Raw genomic sequence first — 23,876 nt, forward strand, 5'->3', positions numbered from 1 at the left:
GTGAGGGTATTATGGCAGATGTTTTAACTCCTGAACAACGAAGAAAAAACATGAAGCACATTAAGGGCAAGGATACTAAGATAGAGATTATTCTACGTAGAGAATTGTGGAGACGAGGATATCGCTATAGAAAGAATTATGACAAGCTTCCAGGACATCCGGATATCGTTATCACTAAGTATAAAATTGCTATTTTTTGTGATGGCGAGTTTTTTCATGGAAAAGACTGGGAAATTTTAAGATCAAGACTTGAGAAAAGTAATAATAGTGAATTCTGGATTAGTAAGATTTCAAGAAATCGTGAACGAGATGATGAAATTAACAAAAAGCTTTTGTATGAAGGATGGACAGTTATAAGATTTTGGGGGAATGATATTAAGAAGAGTATCAATGAGTGTGTAAAAGTTCTTGAAGAAACTATCTTTGATATTAGGATGAATGATTATGATCTAAAAGACAGAATAGATTAAATAATAGAGAGAGAGAGTAACATGGGGCTATTTGATCTGTTTAAAATAAAAGTGTCGGATGGTATGATGACATGCCAGAAAACTGGTATAGTTCGTAATTCACCGGATTCATTTGTGGATTCTGGATCAATATCGCAAGATGAAAAAAAGTATTACAAACCAGATAATTACTATACATACTATTCTTATCCGGGAACCAATATGGCAGTCAAGGTGATTACATTTGACGAGAGAAAGCGTTTATCGTATCCATCAGCAAGGGGACTTTATGTCGCAGAAATTATGTTGTTGGAATATTGTAATCAAGGAAAGTATCCCAAACCCGAAGGTGGATATCCAGGATTTTGGTGGTTTAAATATGGAATTCGAGATGTGGGTCATGCATTGGAGTCATTGAAAGATAGAGGATTTGTTCAATGGGCACCTAAAGTAGGAAGTCTTAGTGGATTGAAGGTAGAGGAATTGAAGCAGATTCTTACAAAAGCTGGTTTATCAACTACAGGGAAAAAGGCAGAACTTATTGACCGTATTCAGAAAGAAATACCAGATGAAAAGATAATAATTCCAGAGTACATTCCTAAATATGAATTAACTGACCTTGGGAAAGTTGAGTTGTATGAAAATGGCTATGTCCCATACATGCACAAGCACAGTCATCTAACTACAGAAGATGGTAGGTTTGGTCAGACTTTTACAGTTTGGGATATAAACAAGCTGTTTCCTAATGGTGATGCGAAAAACTGGCGGATAGTTGTAGGTGAAATAGAAAAGACGAGGTTTGGCGTTGATATGGCAAATGCTGTACAGGATAGCAAAACCAAGTCAACACATAATAAAACCGATGCTCTTCAACAGAGAGACGAGATCAGGAAATATATTGAATTAAAGAAGGATGAGATTGCCAGAAGTATAAAGTTACCTGGAAATGGTTTTGATGAAGAGTCACAAGGTATGGATCTGAAGGCTATTGGTAAAGATAAGGAAGCACTCGTTAAGTTCTATGTTGCAATAGGAAAAAAATTTGATGCTCCTGCACTTTATCGTGAGACAGCTATTCTTTTGCATAAATATGGCTTATATGAAGAAGAACTTTCTGTTATAAATGTAGGATTAGTGAATGTTCCTCAAAGCAACAGACATAGGGAAGAGCTATTTGAACGAAAGAAAATGGCGCAGGAACAAATAAAAAAGAAAACTGATACATAAAGAGGAAAAGATTTATCATATTAAGGCTACAAGTGAAAAGTATACTTTAAATTAAATACGTGATGTGTCCATTATGGTAGTAATTGTAATGAGCATGGTAGGGAGGGATTAACAAAATGAAACTGGTTAATATGGTTTGTCCAAATTGTGGTGCATCGCTTCAAGTTGATGCTGATAAGAAAAATCTTACATGTAGCTATTGTGGAAATAATATAATAGTTGATGATGAGGTAAAGCACATTCGTTATGATAACGCTGAACAGACTGGATACGAGTTTGAAAAAGGACGACAGCGTGCGCAGGCTGAAAGAAATACCAGTAATAGCGTTGATGTAGAAATTCAGCCCAAAAAGAAAAGAACGTGGCTGTGGGTGTTGGGATGGATTTTAATGTTTCCAGTGCCACTTACTATATTGATTATTAGAAGCAAAAAAATGAAAATGCCAATTAAGATAGCAATAATAGCTGCAGCTTGGATTGTTTATCTGGTTATTGGTTTTAGTGGTAGGGGTAGTGAAACAAATGAAGAAGTTTCTAACAATGAAGCTGTTGAGAATGTGAACTCTGTGGAAGATATCACAGAAATAAACAAAGAAGCTGCTGCAGATGCAAAGGAAGAAGCTGCCACAGAAACAAATAAAGAAGTTGCTGCAGAAAGTCAAGCAACAGAGAAAGAAGAAGAGGTTAATCCTTATCAAGATTTAGATGATTTCATCAGTTCATTCAATGAGGTCAGCGATATTCAAATTGTTTCGCAAGAAGAAATTGATATACATGATACATCTGGTGGTTATTATCGCACCGAGTTTAGATTGCAAGCATATGAAGGAGCAATAGCATATCACTTGGTTTTTAGTGACGATTCATCGGCAGACTTAATTGATACAGCAAATTGGGCTGATGGAAACACGGTTAATGGTAGCGTGAATAGAATTTATGTTTTGGCTTCCTCAAAAGAATCGTTCGAGAGTCTGTTTAAGAGTTGCTGGAAAGTCCTTCATGGGGATAAAGTAACAGATGCTCAAGTAGATGAGGAACTTCAAAAAATAATGCACCCGTATAATGAAGATAAAATGGAATACTTGGTTAGTTCTGGGTCCGGGTATATTGAAAATACTGGATTTGCTTATGACATCAAAGAAAAACAGGAGTATTACGACTTTTTTATTGACTAATAACTGGAAGGAGTTAGCATATGGGACTACGTTTTAGAAAGTCAGTTAAGATATGTAAGGGTGTCAAAGTTAACTTTTCTAAATCTGGGGCTAGTTTGTCGCTGGGTGGAAGAGGACATTCATTGAATGTTGGAGGTAAAGGTACAAGAGCTACATTTGGAATACCTGGAACTGGGCTATCATATAGCACTAAGCTGACAGGTCATCACAAATCAAAAGCTTCATCTCATCGAGGAAGTTCGCATAAAACCAGTCGTTCTTCTGGAATTACTCTTCCTGGGCAAGTCCAACTGAAGATGAGTTCAGATGGAAAGGTTGAAATACAGGATACAAGAGGACTGCCTATTACAGATCAGTCAGTGATAAGAAAAATCAAAGTGACTGACTCCTATAAGAATATGGTACAGAATCTTGAGGTGCAACGGCAGCAGAAACTTGAGGAAGTCTATAATGAGGCAAAAGCTGAGAATGATAAATTTATTGAAATATATAAGCTTTCTCCTCAAGTGGATAAAGAAGAGCAATATATTCAGATCCTAAATAGCTTGAAACCGCCAGTTTATACCAGGAAACAATATGAAGTTCCATATCCTACAGAAAATACTGTCAAAGAGCAACTGAAAGTTGAAGCAAAAGAAGTTGTTCACGGAAACATTTTTTCTGTCGGAAAGATGCGAAAAGAATACATTGAAACAAATCTTCATGAACGCCTTAACCAAGCTATTCTGGCTTGGACACAGGGAAAAGAAAGTTTTGATACAGCTGAAGCTGAAAATGAAATAGCAGAAAATGATAAATATAATGCAGAGTTCAATTCAAGTAAGCAATATATGAATGATCTGATTAGCGGCGAGGATTTAGTAGTAAGTGAAGCTGTAGAGTCGTGGATTTCTTCATGTGAGTTACCTGTAGAAATCCGTGTCGATTATGATTGGAATCAGAGTAACCATACTATGTACTTGGATGTTGATTTGCCAGAGATAGAAGACTTGCCTGAAGATGAAGTTGTAAGATTGGCAAGTGGAAATCTTAAGGAAAAAAAGAAAACACAAGCTACATTGAAGAAGGAGTATGTGAATCTTGTATTTGGGTTGGCAATCTTCATTTCTGCAAATATATTCAATGTTAGTCCAGCTGTACATAGTATAGTTATATCGGGGTATACTCAACGTAGAAATAAGACGGGAGAAGTAAATGATGAGTACGTGTACTCCATAAAATTCCAGAGAAATATATTTGAAAACAGCTTTCTTCAGAACGTCAATCCTATCAATTTTTGTATGCGTTTTGAGAACAGATGCAACATAACAAATACTATGCTCATGAAAAAAATAGAACCTTATTCAGAGGCATGATTTAGGTATTAGGACATAGTAGTATAAGCTGAGCGGCTTACTTCTGCAAGCCGCTCATAATTATTAGATTATCAGTTATCAAGGGAAAATTATTTCTGATTTAAATTAATTTCAACAGATAGTGGTTTATATCTGGTCGCCACCAAAAAACCCGAAATGCATCTTTTATAATCGCCTTTGGGTATGATAAATTTCCATGGCAGAGTTAAAAAATTAGTCTGCAAGCCCGTATTTTTCTTTGATAGTGCTATATATTTTGACTTTAGCATATTCCCAAAAATCCTTAGCAGCAGAATCGGTAATTACTTCTTTTTCTACCGCTTTGAGAATAATATCAGCAACGGCAACAGATTCCTCATAATTATCAAACGCAGACAAGTATAGGCTCGTAAAATAATCTATTAGCTTTTGAATTATTTCGTATTCTGATGCATCAGAGTCGAATAAATTAGACAATTCTGTCAATATTGGAGTAAAACAATTTACAAATACTTTTTTTGCTATCTCCATTATTTTTTCTGTTGTATGTTCTCCGCCATAATTGTCAATTCTCCTAGCTAGTTCTCCCTCAAGATTGATAGCCGATAAAAATTGTGAATAAACTTGCATATAAAATAATAGACTACTGTTCTTTGTTTCTTGTCCTGTTTCATCTATAGATTGTTTTGAATCTATTATGTCTATAATTGCTTTAGCAGCATTTTCTATTTCTTCACAATTCATTTTTTCAGAAATATTGTCTAAAAATGGCTGCATTGAAGAGACAGTATTATCAAGCATTTCCTCAAAGAATTCTAGCATTGTTTCAGAGTTAGCTTTTTCTAATTCTATGCCTTTTTCAATTGTGGCAATAAACATTTCCACCGTTGCGGTACTCGTTTTTCTTTCCAATTTTTCTCGAATACGTTTTTCGTTAGTTAAACATAATAATTCATATAAACTTTTGTAAACAGCATTGTCGCTAGATTTTCCCTCACCAAGCTCTTGCATGATTACTTCTTGCATATAACCAACATAATTATTCGCGTTGAAATCGGTATCATCTTTAATTCTATCTATAATTTTCTTTATTAGCATTTCAAACTGAGCTGGCATCCACTGATTTATAGATGAAAGATTATATCCAGCTTGAAATGCTTCCTGAAATAATTCAAGTGTTCTATCTCCGCCTAATCTTCTAAAATCAAAATTCAAAAGCATAGATAAGGCACTAATTCGAGAAAACATCTGCGATATTCTATTATTAATTTTTTCTTCGGAAAGCTTTATAACGGTAACTAAATTACCATCAGCTTTCTTAAATATTTCTGTCACAGTATCCGGATGATCTTTACGATTATCTTCTATCTTAATCCCTAAATCCATTAGGGATACGACAACATACATAGTAAGCACATCTTTATATGTAAAAACCATATACTCTTTTTTTCCATGTTCGACATAGGTCGGTATAATTAACTCATTATTGATTGCCATTCTAAGGGTTTGTCTAGTTGCCCCGGTCATCTCCATAATATCTGTCGAGGAGTATTCTTTCTGTTGCTCATCAGCAAAAAAAACCTCTTGAAGGCTTTCAATCATATTATCAATGTCACTCATTATGTATGTTATCCCCCATTATGGATTTAGATTTCTTTTAATATAACTGTTTTCTTACCTGGTGTTCCATCGTTTTTCATGTACTGTTGAAATGTTGCGTTCAGATTATCAGTATCAATCTTTGCAACAACACGCTTACGCTTAGGTGTCATATATATTTCTGCGTGATCATTTGGTGTCTTTATTAATGATGTAGGGTCAAAATTTTTAATTGTAATTAAGTTATTCATTATTCTCCTTCCGATAGATTGGATTCCAAATTTATAGTAACTATATCATTTATTTCTTTGAAAAAATGACAACAAGTATGTCGATAGCTGCATGGCCAAGTATTGAAAAAATAGCTGTTCCCATATCAGAACCTCCTTCCTATTGATTTATATAATCATACTATCATGGTTGTATAACACATGTCAATATATTAATGGTTCTACAACCAATATAATATTTGTGGAATGCAAAACCATTACATAGTAACAAATTTGCCGGTGACGTTTATATGTACCAAATTTAACGTATGATATATTTGTACCAAACTTATTGCATATAAAAACAATTTTGATGTATAATTAGTGTATTAAATCTAACGAACGTTAAATTTAAGAGGATTCCAACATGAAATATAGCGATGAAGAAGTAAAAAAAGCTGCAGAGGTATTATTTCCAGAATGTAGGAAGTATGAGACAAGCATCCGCTGCAACGAGAACATTTTAGGTACAAATGATGATGAGACATATAGCTATGATATCTTTATCTTAAAAAAGGGAAAAAAGATAGAGGTAGCTACGCTCAGAAATAAGCATGTAAGTGATGCGCTCAAGACGCTTTTAAAGACCTACGGATATTGTCGTATTTCGACACCGCAGCAGTCTATTGACCGCCAGATCCGAAACATCAAGGCGGCATATCCAAATGCTTATATAGTTCAGGAAGCATTTACCGGTACCAAGATGGACCGACCTGAATGGAAAAAGCTTATGAAGAATATAGCGCCTGGAGATATCATCGTATTTGATTCTGTGTCCAGAATGAGCAGAAACGCCGATGAAGGCGTAGAAACCTACTTTGAACTGTATGAAAAAAGAATACAGCTGGTTTTTCTGAAAGAGCCTTACATTAACACCGAAGTTTATGCTGAAAATATGAAGGATAAGATTGAGCTACAGGGAACGGATGAGGATGAGATCTTCAAAGGACTAAATAATTATTTCCGGAAGTTGGCAGAGAAGCAGATACGAATTGCCTTTGATCAGGCAGAAAAAGAAGTACAGGACCTGCACCAACGTACTAAGGAGGGAATCCAGACTGCCAGGCTTAATGGTAAGCAGATAGGGCAGCGCAGAGGTAATAAGCTTACAGTTAAAAAAGAAGCTCCTGCAAAGGACATAATCATGAAGCACAGTAAGACTTTTAATGGGACACTTTCTGATATTGAGTGCATCAAGCTTACCGGACTCAGCAGAAATACCTATTATAAATACAAAAGTGAGCTGAAAGCATCAGAAGAGAACAGTTAATACAAGAGCCACCACAGGTCTTTTACATAGGGCAGTGGTGGCTTTAAAGGCATCGAAAGGTCAGAGGGGCATTACATCTTACTTTCGGCTATATGTTGGGAAATGTTTTCGATGATGATATAAACGATGATTTTTCTTTGTTTTGAATTTTCTCAAAAACGTACCTCCCGAGACAGCATAGGTAAAACTAATTTATAAGTTACTTTTTCAGACGTCTTCCACACATAGGACAAAAATAAATATCTCTAAAATAATCTATCTGCTCCGCTGTTTTCTGGTTGAGCACTACAATTCCAAGCTTCTTAGTGTCTGGATCAACCAGTAACCAGATATCTTCTTCTCCACCAAAGCCAAGACTAATTCTGGCTTTTACTAAACTTCCCTCATAATAATCATCATGATTGTCACAATATCTACACATAGAGCTTTCTCCTGCATCCTATGCTGCCTTAAGGAAAATAATAATAGAAATGTAGGGAGATAATCCGGATAGCTCATGTGCTATATTATGATTACCTACGGTCTAATCAAATGGCCCTTAGCAATTCTCCATTAGAAACCTTAGTAATCTTATTCCTAAGCTTCAGCTTTTTCTTTTGATATCTATCATGGCTCATGATCTCTGAAATTGCTGGTGCAATCTCCTGATCTTTATAACAAAAATGGACATGATATGATTTGCCATCATGGCTATGGTATAAAACGAGTCCAGGATACCCTTCTTTATTAAATTTCTTCATAATCCAATAGTGCTTTGTCTCTATACTCATTACTTCAACACTATCATAATTCGATTCAATAATATTAAAATATCCGCAAGAAAGCAGAAAATCTTCAAACTCATCAAACATAGTAAAATACTCCGATATTAAATATACATAATGGAATTTAGCACATTCAGACTGAATGAGCTGCCCCGCTGATTGTTTCATATTTGGGATGCAAAAGATAATATAACAGAATAAAAAATTTTTGTAAATAGAATTTTGAAAAGAAAAATAAGATCCTTTACCAATCATTATACGTTTATGCATTTGTGTTTTACACAAAAAAATTGACAAAAGAAAGCTTATGGTGTAGATTGAATAGTAATTTAATAACTGATAACAAACTGGGTAGGGACTCGAATTAAATATTATCAATATCTAAATAACAAAAATTATCTTATTCAGAGGCCGTAAGGCTGAGACAAGCTCGTAATGTTATCCAAAAAAGCATTGCTTAATGCTTTATTTTGGTGCATATATGTGGCTTGTTTTTTTATGTCTCGGTAATCTTTCTTTCTGATGATCTTGTCTATATTCTTTATTTTTCCACATTCAGCGCCTGAATCTTGCATAGAGTAATGATTGTAAAAGAAAGGTGTAAATAAAATGAAAAAAAAAGATGCTTCTATATGGATTAACGTGGCAGGTTGGCTAGATATGAGTTGCGATGATGGGCCTGGAATACGCAGTGTTCTGTTTTTGCAAGGATGTAGCAGAAACTGTCCGGGATGTCAAAATGCTTGCACACATGATTTGCATGGCGGCTCATTTTATGAACTGGAGAAGCTGGTTGAAACAATCGATATTTTTTGCCAAACGCGGATGATAACAATATCAGGGGGAGAACCTTTGGAACAGCCTGAAGGATTGAAAGTACTTTTGTTGGAGTTAAAAAAAAGGAAATTTAATATTTGTTTGTATACAGGCGAACAATTGGAAGGAATTCCAAGCTGGGTATTGGAAAATATTGATTACCTAAAAGTGGGGAATTATATTGAACAGCTCCATAATAGTGAATTACAGTATTACGGCTCAACTAATCAAAAAATGTATCAGATTAGCAAGGGCAAAGTTACTTCAGAAATTGCATTAATTAAGGAGGACGAAAGATTTTGAATAATCAAAATATACATATACAAAAAATCGAGAATGCGAATATGAAAAAAAATGCTATGCAAATGGTTTATTCTTGCGGTCAAAATATTATCAAGACTAATGTTTTGACTGCAACAATTCCATTGAAGCTTGCACAGCTACATGAAAATTGTTCTTATCACATCCACGACCTGGAATTTTATAAAAGCACTTACAACTGTCTTGGTCTTTCCATTAGTGATATGGTTGGTGGAAAAAACATTGGATTTGCACATATGCTAAGGCAGCTTTTTCGAGGTATCGTAGACCTAACAAATAGGCAGTCCGGTGGTATTGGATTCATAAACTTTGATGAAGATGCTTCTCATTTTGTGGGGGAAGAAACACGAGAAGAGATGGTTGTTTTACTTAACGAGTTTTTTAATGACCTAAATTCTCTTTCGCGTAAAGGTTGCGAAGCTCCTTATGTTACCCTAAATATAGGACTATCCACAAGTGAAAAGGGTAGAAAAGTCTCGAGTGCAATTCTTGATGCTTTTATAGAGGGAGACGCCGAGAGAAAACCTTTTATATTCCCAAATTTAGTTTTTAAACTCAAGAAAGGTGTGAATATGGTAATAGATGATTGTAATTATGATTTGCTACAGAAAGCATATAGGGTGACTGCTAAGCACATGATACCTACATATTTTAATACGGATTCAAGTTATAACAAGACTTTTGACGCGAAAAGTTTAGGGATTATGGGGTGCCGAACTAGAGTAGCATCGAATGTTAGTGGTGATAAAGATGGTGCGCTTAATAGAGGTAATATTGCAAGTCTTACAATTAATCTACCTCAGATTGCTTACAAATCACATAAAAACCTAACAAGTTTCTATCTTGAATTAGATGAGCTTCTGGATTCAGCAAAAGAGTTGCTCTTACATCGTTATACTACGCTTGCGGAAAGTGCAACATTACAGTGGCTTGCGGAAAAAAAATATTACCTTGGACACTGTAAGTTTTTGGATACATTAGATAATACGGATATGTTAAGAAATGGCACATTGGCTATAGGCTTTATTGGGCTTTGGGACGCAGTGGGAATTATAAATGATGGAATAAATGGGATCGAAGATATTGAAAAACACTATGAAGAAGGCTTAGAGATTGTTAAGCATATCCGAGAATACACAGACAAATTAACAAAAGAAACAGGGCTTAACTTCTCAGTATTGGCAACTGCTGCTGAAGGAACCACTGGTCGCTTTGCAAAATATGATCAGACACATATGGGAGAAGGGCATATAGAATGTCAAAAGGGATTTTATTCCAACTCATTCCATGTTCCTGTTGAATTGAGTATTCCTTACTGGAAAAAATGCGAAATTGAGGGACCATTTCATGCGCTTTGCAATGGTGGTGCCATAACATATATGGAATTTTCCGAGATGCCTTATCATAATGTATTAGCTGTGCAGATGGCCATTGAAAAAGCATATAAGGAGGATTGCGGGTATATTGGAATAAATTTCCCTTTAGATATTTGTTCTTGTTGTGGATATAGGGGACGCCTGACAGACATTTGCCCCAAATGCTCGTCAAAAAAAATAGATAGGTATAGAAGAGTATCAGGGTATCTTGCTGAAGAAAAAACATTTGCAGATGGGAAAAAAGCTGAAGTGCAACGTAGAAGATCACACTTTTAATGCTGTTTCAAGAAGTTGATAGGTAAGAGTCAGCTTACTGTCTTATGAGAGAAAATAGAAGAGAGAAGTATAAGTTCAACTGGTATGTTGTAAACGGCAAGTAGTTTTCCGCAAATGGATAATAGTTTAACACTTACATATATGAACTCCTTCCCTCTTTTATTGCTATATACGATTTCTTTTAGAGTTCAAAACCAACGTTATCAGTGAAGATACGTACGGAAATTTGATCCTGCAGTCAAAAAACACTGAGCACTGCAGGAAGGTTAAATTATGATGGTGTGGGATATGATCTCTACCACAAGCGCCACATAGAAGATGATTTCCACTACCAGACAGGAATAGGAACGTTGTATGATGTAGTCCTTTATATCGTCAGTCATGATGAATATCAGATGAGGGGACGTAAAGTTATATCTAAGGAAGAAGAAATGAGAAAAGGCTCTCTGTTCTTTAAATTTATTGACATATATGGCCTCAGTGCATAAAAAATGCCCAGTCATTTACAGACTAGGCATCAAAATATCAATATAAAACATCAAATTATATTAAGCATCTGCAAGACTTGAATAGTCTTTCCAATGGAAATACAGCATGATAAGGAAGCTGCATACTCCAATAAATATACCCCATATCAAATCATAGGATTCCCAGTGTCTGCTGATCTCTCCTACAATAAGGTCTGTCCATATATATGACATGAACAGGGCTGAAAGGATAAAACCTATTTTTGTATGGAATAGCCACATACATCCTACAAATAATCCTGCAAATATGAGTATTATAAAAACTGGATGAAGTTTACCGTGAAATAGTTTGTCTTTAATGGCAAATCCCAAAAGTAATGTTATCAGCGCACTATCTATCACAGAAATGCATCTTGACATCAGAGGCCACAAAAACTTATAGAAAAGAATAAGAATAATGATATTTACTAATAATCCGCCTGTTTCTGCACACATTTCATACATATTATTCACCGCCCAACTTATAAGTAGATATATGAACCATAGATTATTATTACGGCTTCATTATATCATTGGCTATATTCCTTCACTATGTCGAAAATGAACAAATCTATGGTTCATATATTGTACACATTTATATGAACCATAGATAATAAATTTGTATTATCATATAAATAGATTCTAGTAATCCTATGAATGAAGGGATAATACATGTCAAAAAAAGAAACATCTAATGCACAGAAAAAAGCTATGAAGAAGTATGAGGATAAGTTTGATACCATCTCCATACGTTTTCCTAAAGGAACTATCGAACTGCTTCATGAACATGGTGTAGAATCCATAAATGCATATGTAAATAAGCTCATTGAGGCTGAAATCCTTAAAAAGAAAGACTCTGATGATAGTGAGTCTACTGAAAAGTAGCCTATTACTGTGCCTTTTTACTTGTGGCTTCCACATATGACTGATATTCATGAAGCTTATTAAGCACAGACTCTCTTGCATGAACGTTCTTCCCTGCTGCTTTTTTTGGCGCTGGGCGCTGCTGTTTAGATGTCTGTTCATTTGAAGAAACGGGATTTTTCTTTTCTCCTGAGCTTGGATCCTTAGTTGATTCCATTGTTTCTGAAGCACTACTGGTTCTAGTATTGTCACCTGTCCTTTTCTCATTCTTAAGAGCCAGCTCTTTTATGATCTGCTTACAGGCTATACTGTCACGAATCCTTTCATATTCTGATATTTTGGATCTTACTGCAAAGTCGTTAAAACTATTTACCCCGTTAATAAGGATATTTCCTTCCTGATCAGTGAAGATTTTTTTTGCCCTGCTACCATATGTCTCAGATTCCCATAAAAGAAAGCCCTTTTCATGTTTCTCTATTACTCTCCAGCTCCCGCCAATTCCCTCAAATCGTATACCGAAACTTCCACATGTATATTTAGCCATAGCATTTTACCTCGCATATCCGGGATCTTTTGAGGTCTCTCTTTCTTGTTCTCTAAGCTGCCTCTCCTGTTCCATCTGTTTAACTATTTCCTTCTTTTTCTCAAGTGCCTCCAGAACAGAAGGCCTCTTATTTGAGGAATTCATTGGATGATTGGGAGAATGAGACTCTTTACTTGACTCCAGGATCCTTATTTCCTCATCTGAATCCACCAAGCCATCTACCATATCTATATTTGAAGGGGTATTTATTATCCCATCAATCATATCGTAACCTGCCTCAGCATCCTGCTCTGCATGGTAAGTGTAATCTCTGCTCTTTAACACATCTGCATCTGCCTGTAGCTTCTTCCTAATTGTCTCTGCCTGCATATCATGCTTTTTAACAGATTTTTCTGTATTCTCATGAATTATGGTATCTGTACCAAGAAAATTACTATACTGACTACGGACAATCCCTGATTCATCTTTACTCATAACCGCACCTTCCTTTTTTAGTCACTTGTAGTTATAGGTTACGATTGTTATTTATCGTACTTATATCCTGTATTGCTGTAATAACCGGAACTATTTGGAAAAGTCTAATTTATAATTAATAAACTTTCCTGTATCCTCATAAGTTATAAATGCATCAAATTTTGCATCCTTTTTCTTGCTATATAAGCCTTTTACAAATACTCTTCTATTCGCAAGGATTTTCTGAGCTCTTGCTGGAGTAATACTGACTTTCATTGATTCTAGCAGTTTACTTGTCTTCCACAGAGCAAAACCACACTCTTTACCTTTGCTACAATAGTAATTACTCTTTCCTTCATAAACTGGAGCCCCACACCTTGGACAGGTCCCAATGCTTGGGCTCTCCTTTTCTGATACTGAATACCGGCTATTTACATCAGGATTATGGTCAAAGACTTCGTTTATGATTCCTTTTGTCTCTTCAAGAATATCTACAGGCAAAAGCTTGCATTGCTGAACTTCATGCATCTGTCTTTGCAATTCCACTGTTTTTGCTGGTGATAGATCAATTTTGAGCTGTCCCATGACATCTACAAGCAAGTGCCCTTTTTCAAGAGCACTGTATGTACCATCTTTTAACGTTATGTATTTCTCTTTTATGCACTTATCAAGCGTTGCAGCTCTTGTTGCCTCTGTGCATATGGTGGCATCTGCTAAGATATCCTTCCATTCATCATCAGAATATACTTTCTTGTTAAGGCTCTCTTCTGATCGCATCGGAGCCTTCATCCAGGCATTTAGAGATTCTACAGTATATCTTTTTGGAGGAGTAGTTTCCTTCTCTACTGGAGCAAAGCTTACAGTGATTATGTCTCCTTTGTTTACTGATGGAAGGATTTTTTCTTTTTTTGATGGTGCCTCAAATACTGTCCATCCCGGCTGTACCATAATATTTCCCTGTACTGTGAATACTTCACCTGCACATGTTATTTCAATAATGGTCTTATTTATCAGATAATCTTCTTCACAGAAGACAGCGCAGAATCTGTTCTTTATTGCTTCATATACTTCTGACTCCGATGATGAAAGAGCAGTTGGTATTTTTTCCGTTGGAGTAAGTGCGCTGTGCGATTCAACTTTAGAATCATCATATATATTCTTATTACCTGTTTTGTTGACCAGTCCGGTATTGCCTTGCTCTATCAGCGTTTTTATAATAACGCCTGTTTTTTCACTCTCTGATTCTGCGAGAAAATTGGAAGATGTCCTTGGATATGTCACATATCCTTTTTCATACAATGACTGGACAATATCGAGTACGTTCTGCGGAGACATTTTCTTATTTTTCTTACAAATATATGATTGTAGGTCACTTTGTGAAAACAGTCTTGGAGCCTTAACCTTGGATATCTTGTTAGTTATTTCAGTTACTACAGCTTTAGCGGCGTTATATTTATCACAGATTTCCTTGGCCAGCACTATATCATCAAGTTCAAATTTCTGCCTGCTTTTAAGAATGAATGGTGAATCTTCATTTTCGGACTCTACAGCTATATATTTCTGCGGAACAAACTTTACTATTTCATCATCACGTTTTACTATCTTTTCGATGATTGGACACATACATCTTCCAATATTGAGCTTAACTCCTGTTTTTAAAGTAGCATACCTCGAAAGATTTATTCCAAATAGCCAGTCAACATATGCTCTGGTCCGACCAGCCTTGTCATAGCCGTCATATTCTCTGTCATCTTTCGCTTCTTTCACTGCATCCCTTATAGCCTCTGGTGTAAGAGCCGGGAGCCATAATCTCAGGATCCTTTTTCCAGTTATCTTATGCTGAACAAGTTCATTTCGTATTATCACTTCCCCTTCTCTGTCAGCATCTCCAGCAGAGTAGATAGTATCAACATCTGTTCTGGTCATTAGCTGATATAAAATCTTGTCCTGTTTCCTATTTCCAGGATCAGAAATGAAATACTGAAAATTCCAGTTATCAGGATAAAACGGGAGGTTATCCAATGTCCACTTTGCCTTATCTCCATGCTTAAATGATGGATCAAGGTACATCTCCAGATCTTTTAATGTCCACAGATGCCCAAAACACCATGAAACAATGTATCCGTTTCCTTCCATATACCCATCTTTTTTATCATTAACGCCAAGTGCTTCTGCTATTGTACGTCCAAGACTCGGCTTTTCTGCGATGATTAACCTGCTCATGATAATTTCCTCCAAAATCAAAGTAAATATCTGTAGTCTCTACGAAGTCTTTTTATAACCTTCAGAAGAAAGATAATTGTGGCAAAACATATAGCATTGATTAGCCCAGTGATTACCCCACTTCCAAATACTTCTTTGGCAACAATTCCATCCATAAAAGGAAGCTTTCTATACATATCAAGGTCATAAAAAAGCATAAAGAAAAGAAGATTAGTTATAGTGATGTTATAGCTGAGTACTGCCAGTGGTCTTCTCTGATGAATAACTGCATAACATAAAATCCCACCTGCCAGTATAAAAACATAAGTAAAAATGGTAATTCCAAGACTTGAACCATAGAACTGTGTTTCGGAAAGAGCCTTTACTATCTGCATTCTTATCCCCCTTAAAAAATACTCTTCTGGTGTTTATGAAACCTCATCTGTCTCCTTGTTATCTCTTCTGCTTCTTCTTCCGGATGTATTATCATCTGGCGGTATATGGATCTGGCTAATTCTTCTGCGTCCGAATATGATTTTCCATATACGGACTCTCCAAGTTCCTCAGGATCTACCCCGAAAGAGAATCCATGTCGTTTTTCATAATCGGTAAACCATCTGGTTAGATCTTCTCTCTGTGGTCTTTCCAGTACCACTTTTATCTGAAATCTGCGCCATGCCGCATTATCAAGGGCTGATTCTAAGTTTGTAGCTGCCATTACAAGCACATCTGTTGGCAGATGGTCTATCTGAACCAAAAGTGATGATACAAGTCGTTTAAACTCTGAGTTATCATGCTGGTCATTTCTAGATTTTCCAATGGTGTCAAATTCATCAAAAAAGAGTGCACATCTTAAATCTTTAACAGCATCAAATACTTTTCCAAGTTTATCTGCTGATTTTCCAATATCATCACTCATAATATTGTCATATCTGACTATATAAAGCGGATAATCAAGCTCTCCTGCAAGAGCTTCCGCAAGTGTTGTCTTTCCATTACCGGGAGTTCCCAACATAAGTAACTTATTTCGTGGCTCTATCCCGTTTTCCCTGAGCACGTCTCTATGTTCTATTTCATCTAAAAGTTCAAAACAAGGTCTGTATACCGAATCACTTAAATATACGGAATCCAGCTTCCTTTTTGGTGTTATCTGTAAAAATAGGTTTTCATTGTCTTCAATAAAAGTATTTTCCATGACTTTTCCTCATAAAATGTGGCTTATAAGTGGAGCTGCAAGGCAGCTTTATTCTGCCTTGCTCTCCATTTCACATACCGATGAGTGTTTATATCATCAGATTGCAAGATCATCGCGTTTTGGCGCTGTCTTTTTATCCTCAATATTTACTACTTCTTTGCTTTTATCCTGTTCCTTTGGCGCCTGCTCTTTCCCTTGACGATATATTTCTCCTGTCTGGGCGCTAACAAGATCCATGTTGGTAAATACCGTATTTCTGACATCTTCAATGTCTGCATACTTTGGAAGTTCTCTCATCATGAGCTCTTCACCATTAAAGTGATAGATGTGATCAGAAAGAAGATCTTCCTGTGCAACGGTAGTCTCATTTACCGACTTAACCATGTCATTAAGGGCAATTTCCTGATCAGGGGTATTATCATCCCCAAGTACAAGGCACTCATGGATACTGCTTGGAAGGATTACAATATCGCCTCCTACTCTTTCACACAGTGCCTTCATGATGTCCTCATTAAGGATCGCGGCAGCTCCAAATGTCTGGGAATCAGTAGATATGATGATAGGGGACTTATCCGGCGGAACATCCGTATCAAGGCCTTCTGCAAGCCCGGGGTTGAGTTCCTGAATAAACCCAAAAAGGTCCTTGCACTGGGTATTTGCCTTAAGATTATCCATGGCTGCATCCATGATGGCCTTATCACCTACTCCCCACTGCTCAAATATCTGATTATTTACAGTTACTGAGCCTTCACCAATCTGCGGATCCTCAACTTTCACGTAGAACAGTACCGCAAGATCTCCATAGTCATAATGAGGAACATTCTGAAGGAGTTCCTTATTCATATCTTTGTTGATAAGTTTAGGAAATACCTGGTCCTTACAACTGTCAAACTTAGTCATGTAGGACACATCAAGGTTTTCTGTGACTGCATGGGATGAAATGGTATTTTCGAGGGAGTTTATGATATTCTCTATTGAACTTCCATCTTTAAATGCCTCAAATGCTGCATTAAGCTGTATGGATGGAGCAATATTACTATCCTTTGGCTTTACTGTGAGATTTACAAGATCCTGCTGATTGACCTTCTGAACATGATGAAGGTCTATTTCAAGGTTGTCACGATCTGCACTATTCTCAAAAATACGTTCCTTTATCTCGTTACAAAACTTCTCAAATTCTTCATTCATGAGTATTTACTCCTCCTTTACGTTGGTATTAGTTTTTCTTTTCCTGTTCTTTCTTTACCTTGTCACAGACAGCCTGCGCATATGCAGCTATACGCTTGTTTATGCGCTCTTTCTCCATGTCTGTTACCACATTGAACCTAAGTACATTTTTCTCGTTCATCTTTTCTCCTCCTACTGATTTGTTTTTTATTCCCTATGCAACCTTCTTTGTAAGGTGCTTTTTAGGCTTTCCTGTTGGTGAGACTTCATATGATGCATATGTTTTTACTTTTATGTCTGGATTCTTCCTAAGGATCTTTTCTACATCAAGGCTATGCTCTTTGCGCTTTTTGATGAGGAACTTCTTTATATCAAAATCATTTCTTGGATCTGCATCCTTCAAGAGCTTGTACCTCTTATGCTTTGTAATGTCATATTTTTGCGAAAGGAACGGTCTAACGCCCCTTACCTGCAGGATGCACTGTCCACCATCAAGTACTGATAACTCATCTCTGGTCTTTAATTCACGACCAACCTTCTGATCATTTACACCGGACGACTGCTGTGAACCTTTTGTAAGAGATGTTGTTCTCATATCGATGGTCTGTTTTCCAAGTTCTTCCGACAGGCTCTTTAACGTCTCTTCTTCAGATCCTCCCAGGAAAATCCTTGAATCACAGTTACCTATGATCGTTCCGGAATTGTCTTTATATAAGCTTTTTAATTGGGATTTTGCCTGTAAGACTATACTTGCAGATATTTCTCTTGATCTTATTGTTGCGATAAGCTTTTCGAATTTGGGAATAAGACCAATGTTGGCAAATTCGTCACAGAGACACCTTACATGAACGGGAAGTCTTCCACCATATACATCATCAGCCTTCTGACATAGAGTGTTAAATAACTGTGTGTACATGATGCTCACAAGGAAATTGAACGTATCATCTGTATCTGAGATGATTACAAACAGTGCTGACTTGTGATCTCCAAGTGTATCAAGTGCCAGTTCATCATATCTTGTGATTTCTCTGATTTCCTCGATATCAAATGCTCCAAGACGGGCTCCGCATGAAATAAGAATGGACTTAGCTGTCTTCCCGGCGGCTAATTTATATTTCTTGTACATCCTTACAGCAAAGTGCTTTGGATTCTGCTTTTCAAGATCTTCAAATAGCAGATCAACAGCATTTTTATAGTTCTCATCATCTTCCCTACATTCCGATGCATTTATAAGTTCCAAAAGTGTTTCAAAATTCTGTTCCTCAGGTGGTGCCTCATAGAAAAGATAACCAATATAAGCCATATAGAGCAGCTTTTCCGCTTTGACCCAGAAATCCTCACCTGACTTATCTCCTTCACCCTTTGTATTTTCAACAAGGGTAGTAACAAGAGTCATGATGTCCTTTTCTTTCCTCAGATATGCGAAAGGGTTATAATGCATTGATTTGTCAAAATTGATGGTATTAAAGACCTTAATATCATATGGCTCATGGACATACTTTCCATCTTTCATGACTGGTGCAAGGACTACTTTCCCCTTCGCATCTTTCTTGTAGATAGGTATCTTATTTCCAAATTTATCAAGCTTGGGTTTCCCGTTTTTCTTTGTCACATACTGACCAGTTTCTACAGGCGCATACTTGACAGGACCTCGCTGTAACATTTTTCCACATTCAAGAATGATGGTTCCTTTGGGATCAGTTACGACATAACTTGAATGCATTTGCATAAGCTGTGGTTTTATATAAAACCTTGTCTTACCTGAACCTGAACCTCCGACTATAAGAACATTTTTGTTACGTTCATATTTTGGCAGAGGAAAACGCCCATTTAAGCGAAGTTTTTCTGTTTGGGTAAGGAGAATATTATTGTCCTCATTTTCATGATCAAAATATGGCTGTATATCCTTCTTTGTGCCCCATCTCGCAGAGCCATATTCTTCACCTTTTCTGTACATTTTTTTGTCTGAGTTTTTAGCAAGATAGATAAGTACTGCAATAAATGCAGCTATAAACCCTGTTTTTATATCATCCAAAGAAAATGACGGAAACGGATTCTTAAAAGCCCTGGAATAATAGCTGAAAACGCCAAGAAATCTTGTAAGGCTGTCTACATTAGGATTCATCTGGTGATAGAGCCATGAGCCCTTATCCGCCAGATACCATATGACCATGAGAACTCCCAGATATATCTTGTTTCTGGTAGTATTTAGCTCTTCCAGCATATGCACCTCCTATCTAGTCTGCTCCTGATGCTTATGCTTTTCAGGATTATTCCTGTTGATCTCAGCAGCCTTTTCTTTTGCTTTTTTCAGCTGATTAAGAACAGATGGCTTTTCCTGCATCTTTTTCATGAATTTGGGATTCTGCATCTGTTTTAGGCTTTTTTCAACAGCTTGCTGCACTTTAGGAGCATTTCTGTCTTCAAACATTACTGAAAATGTCGTCTTTCCATTTGCATCCTTAAATGAGTCAACATGATATTTAATACCGGTCTCTTCCAAATTCTTTTTTAGAATCTTGTAGCAGGTCTTATCCATATCTGAAAGCTTTGAAATATCATCCTTAGAGCGGTTCAAGCTCTTTAGTGATACATTTCCACCTTCCATATCTTCTTTAAGCTGATTAAGCTTAAATTTCTGCATCTTTGAGATTGTGCGGTTTCTATCACCCTCTGCAAGATCCTTGTTGATACTAATAAGAATCTGGGCAATTTTGAAAGGTGCTTCTACCGCTGTTTCTGCAAGTTTTGCTAGGTCTCCCTGCATTGCTTCCTGTACTCCAATATTTCCCATATCTTCCTCCAATTACATCCATGAGAGATGAACTCTCATGGACGTATTATGAAACCGCCAATTCTTAAGCAAACTTAATTGCCGAAATAACCTTTGCACCTATGAGGTAGATTCCACCTCCCGCGATTACCTGCTTAATTCCCTGGCTCTTACTTCCCGGGTTATCTCCACCATAGCCTTCAAGCAGGTTCATGCATCCCCATGCTGCTACTCCTCCACCAATTACCTCAACGATTGTTGTAAGCTGTTTGATTCCTTCTGTGAACACGCTACTCATTTTTTTATTCCTCCTATTTGGTTTTTGCTATTTTTTAGCTTCTGCTCATAATGAGCAAAAGTTTGTACCATGATTCATCCCTTGTTAAAAGGATCCTTTCCACCTCTAAAGAACTTCCATTTCACCACACATACAATGGCTATTACAGCAATTACTACTAATGTGCGCATATTCATCCTCCTTTAATAACTCGTTTAGCATGTGCTATGTATTACCTTTTTCATCATCTATCAGATTTCAGGAGATGCTCTCTCCTCATATATGGAGTCGCTGTCAGGATCTTCCTCGTCCTCTTCTTCATCAGGTACAGCAGAACCAGTAAGTATTCCATTTGTTCTTGTAACTGTTTCCTCATAATCAGCTACTTTACTCTCCAGCGTCTTTATCTTTTCATCCTTTCTGATAATTTCTGCTTCAGAAGCTTTTTTCTGCCCCTGCAGTTCTTTTTTTAGCTCCGCAGCAATTCTTTCAGCTTCTTCCTTCTTTTCGTCAATGCTCCTTGTTTTTTCAGTACCATTACTACCGTTTTCTTCAGTTGCATTGTCTTCAGAGCCTTCTACCTCTTCTGAGGAATTATCATCTTCCTCGTCTTCATTGGCCGGTTCTTTATCAGAGTCATCCGGAACATTCTCACCATCTGCTCCTGCTATCTCCTCTTCCTCCGTGTAGCTGTCTTCCTCATTTTCATTGCCCCAGTCTTCAAATCCTTCATCCTCGTCCTGATAGTCAGGATCATCTTCAAAATCCATGGTTCCACCGCTTCCTATGGATCCGTATCGCGGCTTGTAAAATTTGATATAAAAGCCTGCACCGAGTACAGCTATGAAGACGAGTATTACAATGAGATTATTTTTTATACCTTTAAAGACATCAGAAAAAATACCGCCTTCCTCTTCTCTCTGCACACCTTTTACTTCAGCCGGAGTAGAAGCTGTCTGACTGGCTTCTGCCCCAAATGAATCCGGAATACCATCGCCATCTTTATCGTATGCATCTATGATTCCGTCTCCGTCAGTATCCCAGGCATCAATTATTCCATCGCCATTAGTGTCGTATCCTACAACTCCCGGTCCTAACAGCGTCTTGTCAGGCTCTCCATCACCATCGGTATCAAAAGAATCAGCCTTCCCATCGCCATCAGTATCCCAGGCATCTGTTATACCGTCTCCATCTGTGTCCCACTGGTCTGGCACACCATCACCATCGGTATCTGCCCCATCCCCCGGAGTTGTACCTCCCGGTGTTCCAAATAGATCTGTAGAAGAATCTGTTGTCGTTTGTGCTGTCTCTCTTGTAGCTCCCTGTACATCAGCTTCGTCTCCTTCTTTCTCACACAGGGATAAAAGATCTTCTTCATCTACTGTAGACAGAACATATACGTTTTTATCTTCTCTGGTCTCATCTACAACCACGTAGAAATAATTGCCGGCATCAGTAACAAAGGTATAGAAATACTTGCCATTGTCATCTACACTGTCTACTTCTGTTCCATTTCCATCAGGAGTAAGCGGATCTCCTGTCCCGTTTCCTTTGGCTGTTCCATTATTATCAGCATTATCCGAGGGTGATTCTGGAAGGGTTGAACTTCCTTCTGTGTCTGCCTCTGGTGGAACATTTGCATGTACTGTGATATGGCTGCCAAAAGAAAACACGCCACATAATGCAATTGTTACAGCTAACAGAACTGCTTTTGATACTGCTTTTTTCATTTGACTGTCTCCTCCTTCTTGATTAGTCCCAGAACATCATCTAGGGACATATCCCTTTCTTTTGCTGCTTTTAATAAAATACCTGCTGTAGCAGCATCCTTCTTTATCTGAAGGTCCCTTAACTGACTGTTCTTCTTGTCATATGCTTCCTTTGCCTTACTAAGCTTCTTTTGCAACACATCTTTCTTTTTGCTGACTTCCTCTATTTTTTTGTCAAGGTCGTCTATTTCACTCATCATGCTTAGAATCTTTTCTTCTTCGCTCATAACCCCTCCTTATCTGTAAGTGTCTTTGATTCTGGCAAACGTGTAAAAATGTGATGTCCAGTAATTTGTTGTAATATTTGTGATTTTGATTGGATCTCCACAGTGGATCATCTGATTATTTCCAAGGTAGATTCCCACATGAGAAGCTCCTATTGTGTCATATGTACCCTGGAAAAATATAAGATCTCCTGGTTTTGCCTCTCCTGCAGTAACAGGATCACAGAATGTTTTCAGCATTACATTTGCAGAAGTCCTGGGAAAAGTTGCAACTCCTGATGTATTCATGACCCAATAAACAAATCCACTGCAGTCAAATCCGCTTGCTACGGTAGAACCTCCCCAGTGATATGCCCTTCCCAACTGTGTTGAAGCCACATCATAGATTAGCTGCGCTTCTGCATCAGAAAAGGATAAATCCGCTTCTCCATAGATAGCTACATACTCTTCCGGTTCATACTGGTATTTGTAGATGTCATCTCTAGCTTCATTTCCACCGAAAAGATAGTCTTTTTGGCCCGATGTGCTTTTATACAGGTCATAGAACCTTTTCTGTTCTTCTGTGGCTAAATGGGCCTTTAAAACGTCATCCAAGGGCTTTGTATTAAGGTCTGTGTGAAATATTGCATAGCGATATGTACATGCCGTGGACTGCCAACTACTTCCATTCCAGTAGTAAGTAATCTTTGCTTCTGAATCGTAGTATGTACTGGTCCTCTGCTCTATTGTCTCGTATTGGCTTAATGTAAACGCTTCCTCATAGATATTTTTAAGCTCTGTCTTTATGGCATCTGTCAGCTCATAATCTCCATATTTTGCAGTAAGGTAAGATGCTATCAGATTTCCGTCATGCTTTATCTTCGCAGTCAGAGCATCCTTGGTCTTTAATTCTCCATCAAGGCTGTACTGGTACTCATTAAATCCGCCACCATCTGATGCTGTTGGGTGATTAATCTCCGTATCATTTATGGCTTTTTTATCTGCCTTCTCTTCTTCTACGACAACCTTATTGCTAAGAAGAAGCGT

At 37.2% G+C, this 23,876-nt stretch carries 26 protein-coding genes; 8 read left to right on the forward strand and 18 right to left on the reverse strand.

What is annotated here, in order from left to right:
- The first annotated feature begins 11 nt into the window (after positions 1–11).
- The 4 genes from BMX21_RS17005 (at position 12) to BMX21_RS17020 (ending at position 4,206) form a co-directional block, all read left to right on the forward strand.
- Entirely contained in the window at positions 12–470 is a 459-nt protein-coding gene (locus tag BMX21_RS17005; RefSeq protein WP_092046182.1) for a very short patch repair endonuclease, read from the forward strand.
- Positions 471–491: 21 nt separating this feature from the next.
- Positions 492–1,676 carry an SAP domain-containing protein gene (locus tag BMX21_RS17010; RefSeq protein WP_092046184.1) on the forward strand — a complete coding sequence of 395 codons (1,185 nt, stop codon included), beginning with the start codon at positions 492–494 and terminating at the stop codon, positions 1,674–1,676.
- Positions 1,677–1,792: 116 nt separating this feature from the next.
- On the forward strand, positions 1,793–2,851 hold the full coding sequence (locus tag BMX21_RS17015; RefSeq protein ID WP_092046186.1) for a TFIIB-type zinc ribbon-containing protein: 1,059 nt from the start codon (positions 1,793–1,795) through the stop codon (positions 2,849–2,851).
- Positions 2,852–2,871: 20 nt separating this feature from the next.
- A complete protein-coding gene (locus BMX21_RS17020) occupies positions 2,872–4,206 on the forward strand; it encodes a DUF4236 domain-containing protein (RefSeq protein WP_022754708.1) in 1,335 nt (444 codons plus the stop codon).
- Between the two features lie 213 nt (positions 4,207–4,419).
- On the opposite strand, the gene BMX21_RS17025 is transcribed toward BMX21_RS17020, so the two are convergent.
- Entirely contained in the window at positions 4,420–5,805 is a 1,386-nt protein-coding gene (locus tag BMX21_RS17025) for a hypothetical protein (RefSeq protein WP_092046188.1), read from the reverse strand.
- Between the two features lie 26 nt (positions 5,806–5,831).
- A complete protein-coding gene (locus BMX21_RS17030) occupies positions 5,832–6,035 on the reverse strand; it encodes a hypothetical protein (protein WP_022754706.1) in 204 nt (67 codons plus the stop codon).
- A gap of 385 nt (positions 6,036–6,420) precedes the next feature.
- Here BMX21_RS17030 and BMX21_RS17035 point away from each other — a divergent pair, with 385 nt between their 5' ends.
- The gene (locus tag BMX21_RS17035; RefSeq protein WP_092046190.1) at positions 6,421–7,323 is read left to right on the forward strand and encodes a recombinase family protein; all 903 of its coding nucleotides are present in this window, start codon (positions 6,421–6,423) and stop codon (positions 7,321–7,323) included.
- Between the two features lie 199 nt (positions 7,324–7,522).
- Here BMX21_RS17035 and BMX21_RS17040 read toward each other — a convergent pair whose 3' ends face one another.
- Together BMX21_RS17040 and BMX21_RS17045 are read right to left on the reverse strand one after the other, a co-directional pair.
- Positions 7,523–7,744 (reverse strand): hypothetical protein, encoded by a 222-nt coding sequence (locus tag BMX21_RS17040; RefSeq protein ID WP_092046192.1) that lies wholly within the window; start codon positions 7,742–7,744, stop codon positions 7,523–7,525.
- 106 nt (positions 7,745–7,850) lie between these two features.
- A complete protein-coding gene (locus BMX21_RS17045) occupies positions 7,851–8,174 on the reverse strand; it encodes a hypothetical protein (protein WP_092046194.1) in 324 nt (107 codons plus the stop codon).
- Positions 8,175–8,696: 522 nt separating this feature from the next.
- Here BMX21_RS17045 and BMX21_RS17050 point away from each other — a divergent pair.
- Positions 8,697–9,206 carry a 4Fe-4S cluster-binding domain-containing protein gene (locus BMX21_RS17050; protein ID WP_092046196.1) on the forward strand — a complete coding sequence of 170 codons (510 nt, stop codon included), beginning with the start codon at positions 8,697–8,699 and terminating at the stop codon, positions 9,204–9,206.
- Positions 9,203–10,876: an anaerobic ribonucleoside-triphosphate reductase gene (nrdD, locus tag BMX21_RS17055; RefSeq protein ID WP_092046199.1), complete on the forward strand. Its 1,674-nt coding sequence runs from the start codon at positions 9,203–9,205 to the stop codon at positions 10,874–10,876. The genes BMX21_RS17050 and nrdD overlap by 4 nt, the downstream gene beginning before the upstream one ends.
- Positions 10,877–11,424: 548 nt before the next feature.
- On the opposite strand, the gene BMX21_RS17065 is transcribed toward nrdD, so the two are convergent.
- The gene (locus BMX21_RS17065) at positions 11,425–11,847 is read right to left on the reverse strand and encodes a hypothetical protein (RefSeq protein WP_092046204.1); all 423 of its coding nucleotides are present in this window, start codon (positions 11,845–11,847) and stop codon (positions 11,425–11,427) included.
- A 207-nt stretch (positions 11,848–12,054) separates the two neighbouring features.
- Between BMX21_RS17065 and BMX21_RS17070 the strand changes: the two genes are divergently transcribed.
- Positions 12,055–12,267, forward strand: coding sequence for a hypothetical protein (locus tag BMX21_RS17070; RefSeq protein ID WP_092046206.1), 213 nt, complete (start codon positions 12,055–12,057; stop codon positions 12,265–12,267).
- Between the two features lie 4 nt (positions 12,268–12,271).
- Here BMX21_RS17070 and BMX21_RS17075 read toward each other — a convergent pair whose 3' ends face one another.
- From BMX21_RS17075 to BMX21_RS17130, 13 genes are all read right to left on the reverse strand, one after another.
- Positions 12,272–12,790 carry a hypothetical protein gene (locus BMX21_RS17075; RefSeq protein ID WP_092046208.1) on the reverse strand — a complete coding sequence of 173 codons (519 nt, stop codon included), beginning with the start codon at positions 12,788–12,790 and terminating at the stop codon, positions 12,272–12,274.
- Between the two features lie 6 nt (positions 12,791–12,796).
- A complete protein-coding gene (locus tag BMX21_RS17080) occupies positions 12,797–13,264 on the reverse strand; it encodes a hypothetical protein (RefSeq protein ID WP_092046210.1) in 468 nt (155 codons plus the stop codon).
- Between the two features lie 90 nt (positions 13,265–13,354).
- Positions 13,355–15,466 carry a DNA topoisomerase gene (locus tag BMX21_RS17085; RefSeq protein ID WP_092046212.1) on the reverse strand — a complete coding sequence of 704 codons (2,112 nt, stop codon included), beginning with the start codon at positions 15,464–15,466 and terminating at the stop codon, positions 13,355–13,357.
- A gap of 17 nt (positions 15,467–15,483) precedes the next feature.
- The gene (locus BMX21_RS17090; protein WP_092046214.1) at positions 15,484–15,840 is read right to left on the reverse strand and encodes a hypothetical protein; all 357 of its coding nucleotides are present in this window, start codon (positions 15,838–15,840) and stop codon (positions 15,484–15,486) included.
- A gap of 11 nt (positions 15,841–15,851) precedes the next feature.
- Positions 15,852–16,640, reverse strand: coding sequence for an AAA family ATPase (locus tag BMX21_RS17095; protein ID WP_092046216.1), 789 nt, complete (start codon positions 16,638–16,640; stop codon positions 15,852–15,854).
- 96 nt (positions 16,641–16,736) lie between these two features.
- On the reverse strand, positions 16,737–17,828 hold the full coding sequence (locus BMX21_RS17100; RefSeq protein ID WP_092046218.1) for a DUF5688 family protein: 1,092 nt from the start codon (positions 17,826–17,828) through the stop codon (positions 16,737–16,739).
- A 28-nt stretch (positions 17,829–17,856) separates the two neighbouring features.
- Positions 17,857–17,988, reverse strand: a complete 132-nt coding sequence (locus BMX21_RS19880; RefSeq protein WP_278305260.1) for a hypothetical protein — start codon at positions 17,986–17,988, stop codon at positions 17,857–17,859.
- A 33-nt stretch (positions 17,989–18,021) separates the two neighbouring features.
- The gene (locus tag BMX21_RS17105; RefSeq protein ID WP_242952953.1) at positions 18,022–20,031 is read right to left on the reverse strand and encodes a VirD4-like conjugal transfer protein, CD1115 family; all 2,010 of its coding nucleotides are present in this window, start codon (positions 20,029–20,031) and stop codon (positions 18,022–18,024) included.
- Between the two features lie 9 nt (positions 20,032–20,040).
- Positions 20,041–20,601 carry a DUF3801 domain-containing protein gene (locus tag BMX21_RS17110; protein ID WP_092046220.1) on the reverse strand — a complete coding sequence of 187 codons (561 nt, stop codon included), beginning with the start codon at positions 20,599–20,601 and terminating at the stop codon, positions 20,041–20,043.
- A 64-nt stretch (positions 20,602–20,665) separates the two neighbouring features.
- Positions 20,666–20,878 carry a Maff2 family mobile element protein gene (locus BMX21_RS17115; RefSeq protein WP_092046223.1) on the reverse strand — a complete coding sequence of 71 codons (213 nt, stop codon included), beginning with the start codon at positions 20,876–20,878 and terminating at the stop codon, positions 20,666–20,668.
- A gap of 230 nt (positions 20,879–21,108) precedes the next feature.
- Positions 21,109–22,587: a CD1107 family mobile element protein gene (locus tag BMX21_RS17120; RefSeq protein WP_092046226.1), complete on the reverse strand. Its 1,479-nt coding sequence runs from the start codon at positions 22,585–22,587 to the stop codon at positions 21,109–21,111.
- Positions 22,584–22,853, reverse strand: coding sequence for a hypothetical protein (locus BMX21_RS17125; RefSeq protein WP_092046229.1), 270 nt, complete (start codon positions 22,851–22,853; stop codon positions 22,584–22,586). Before BMX21_RS17125 ends, BMX21_RS17120 begins: the two co-directional genes overlap by 4 nt.
- 9 nt (positions 22,854–22,862) lie before the next feature.
- Positions 22,863–23,876: C40 family peptidase (locus BMX21_RS17130; RefSeq protein ID WP_143057284.1), on the reverse strand; the 1,014-nt coding region annotated here is incomplete at its 5' end.

The organism is Butyrivibrio sp. TB, assembly GCF_900110805.1.
Taxonomy (GTDB): Bacteria; Bacillota; Clostridia; order Lachnospirales; family Lachnospiraceae; genus Butyrivibrio; species Butyrivibrio fibrisolvens_C.

Excerpts from the sequence above, each read along its gene's own strand:
- BMX21_RS17105 (WP_242952953.1), bottom strand. The coding sequence starts at position 20,031 with ATGCTGGAAGAGCTAAATACTACCAGAAACAAGATATATCTGGGAGTT.
- BMX21_RS17035 (WP_092046190.1), top strand. The coding sequence starts at position 6,421 with ATGAAATATAGCGATGAAGAAGTAAAAAAAGCTGCAGAGGTATTATTT.
- BMX21_RS17090 (WP_092046214.1), bottom strand. The coding sequence starts at position 15,840 with ATGCAGATAGTAAAGGCTCTTTCCGAAACACAGTTCTATGGTTCAAGT.
- BMX21_RS17045 (WP_092046194.1), bottom strand. The coding sequence starts at position 8,174 with ATGTTTGATGAGTTTGAAGATTTTCTGCTTTCTTGCGGATATTTTAAT.
- BMX21_RS17110 (WP_092046220.1), bottom strand. The coding sequence starts at position 20,601 with ATGGGAAATATTGGAGTACAGGAAGCAATGCAGGGAGACCTAGCAAAA.
- BMX21_RS17100 (WP_092046218.1), bottom strand. The coding sequence starts at position 17,828 with ATGAATGAAGAATTTGAGAAGTTTTGTAACGAGATAAAGGAACGTATT.
- BMX21_RS17115 (WP_092046223.1), bottom strand. The coding sequence starts at position 20,878 with ATGAGTAGCGTGTTCACAGAAGGAATCAAACAGCTTACAACAATCGTT.
- BMX21_RS17065 (WP_092046204.1), bottom strand. The coding sequence starts at position 11,847 with ATGTATGAAATGTGTGCAGAAACAGGCGGATTATTAGTAAATATCATT.
- BMX21_RS17095 (WP_092046216.1), bottom strand. The coding sequence starts at position 16,640 with ATGGAAAATACTTTTATTGAAGACAATGAAAACCTATTTTTACAGATA.
- BMX21_RS19880 (WP_278305260.1), bottom strand. The coding sequence starts at position 17,988 with ATGAACGAGAAAAATGTACTTAGGTTCAATGTGGTAACAGACATGGAG.
- BMX21_RS17020 (WP_022754708.1), top strand. The coding sequence starts at position 2,872 with ATGGGACTACGTTTTAGAAAGTCAGTTAAGATATGTAAGGGTGTCAAA.
- BMX21_RS17030 (WP_022754706.1), bottom strand. The coding sequence starts at position 6,035 with ATGAATAACTTAATTACAATTAAAAATTTTGACCCTACATCATTAATA.
- BMX21_RS17125 (WP_092046229.1), bottom strand. The coding sequence starts at position 22,853 with ATGAGCGAAGAAGAAAAGATTCTAAGCATGATGAGTGAAATAGACGAC.
- BMX21_RS17120 (WP_092046226.1), bottom strand. The coding sequence starts at position 22,587 with ATGAAAAAAGCAGTATCAAAAGCAGTTCTGTTAGCTGTAACAATTGCA.
- BMX21_RS17050 (WP_092046196.1), top strand. The coding sequence starts at position 8,697 with ATGAAAAAAAAAGATGCTTCTATATGGATTAACGTGGCAGGTTGGCTA.
- BMX21_RS17005 (WP_092046182.1), top strand. The coding sequence starts at position 12 with ATGGCAGATGTTTTAACTCCTGAACAACGAAGAAAAAACATGAAGCAC.
- BMX21_RS17040 (WP_092046192.1), bottom strand. The coding sequence starts at position 7,744 with ATGTGTAGATATTGTGACAATCATGATGATTATTATGAGGGAAGTTTA.
- BMX21_RS17070 (WP_092046206.1), top strand. The coding sequence starts at position 12,055 with ATGTCAAAAAAAGAAACATCTAATGCACAGAAAAAAGCTATGAAGAAG.
- BMX21_RS17015 (WP_092046186.1), top strand. The coding sequence starts at position 1,793 with ATGAAACTGGTTAATATGGTTTGTCCAAATTGTGGTGCATCGCTTCAA.
- BMX21_RS17075 (WP_092046208.1), bottom strand. The coding sequence starts at position 12,790 with ATGGCTAAATATACATGTGGAAGTTTCGGTATACGATTTGAGGGAATT.
- BMX21_RS17010 (WP_092046184.1), top strand. The coding sequence starts at position 492 with ATGGGGCTATTTGATCTGTTTAAAATAAAAGTGTCGGATGGTATGATG.
- BMX21_RS17085 (WP_092046212.1), bottom strand. The coding sequence starts at position 15,466 with ATGAGCAGGTTAATCATCGCAGAAAAGCCGAGTCTTGGACGTACAATA.
- BMX21_RS17080 (WP_092046210.1), bottom strand. The coding sequence starts at position 13,264 with ATGAGTAAAGATGAATCAGGGATTGTCCGTAGTCAGTATAGTAATTTT.
- BMX21_RS17025 (WP_092046188.1), bottom strand. The coding sequence starts at position 5,805 with ATGAGTGACATTGATAATATGATTGAAAGCCTTCAAGAGGTTTTTTTT.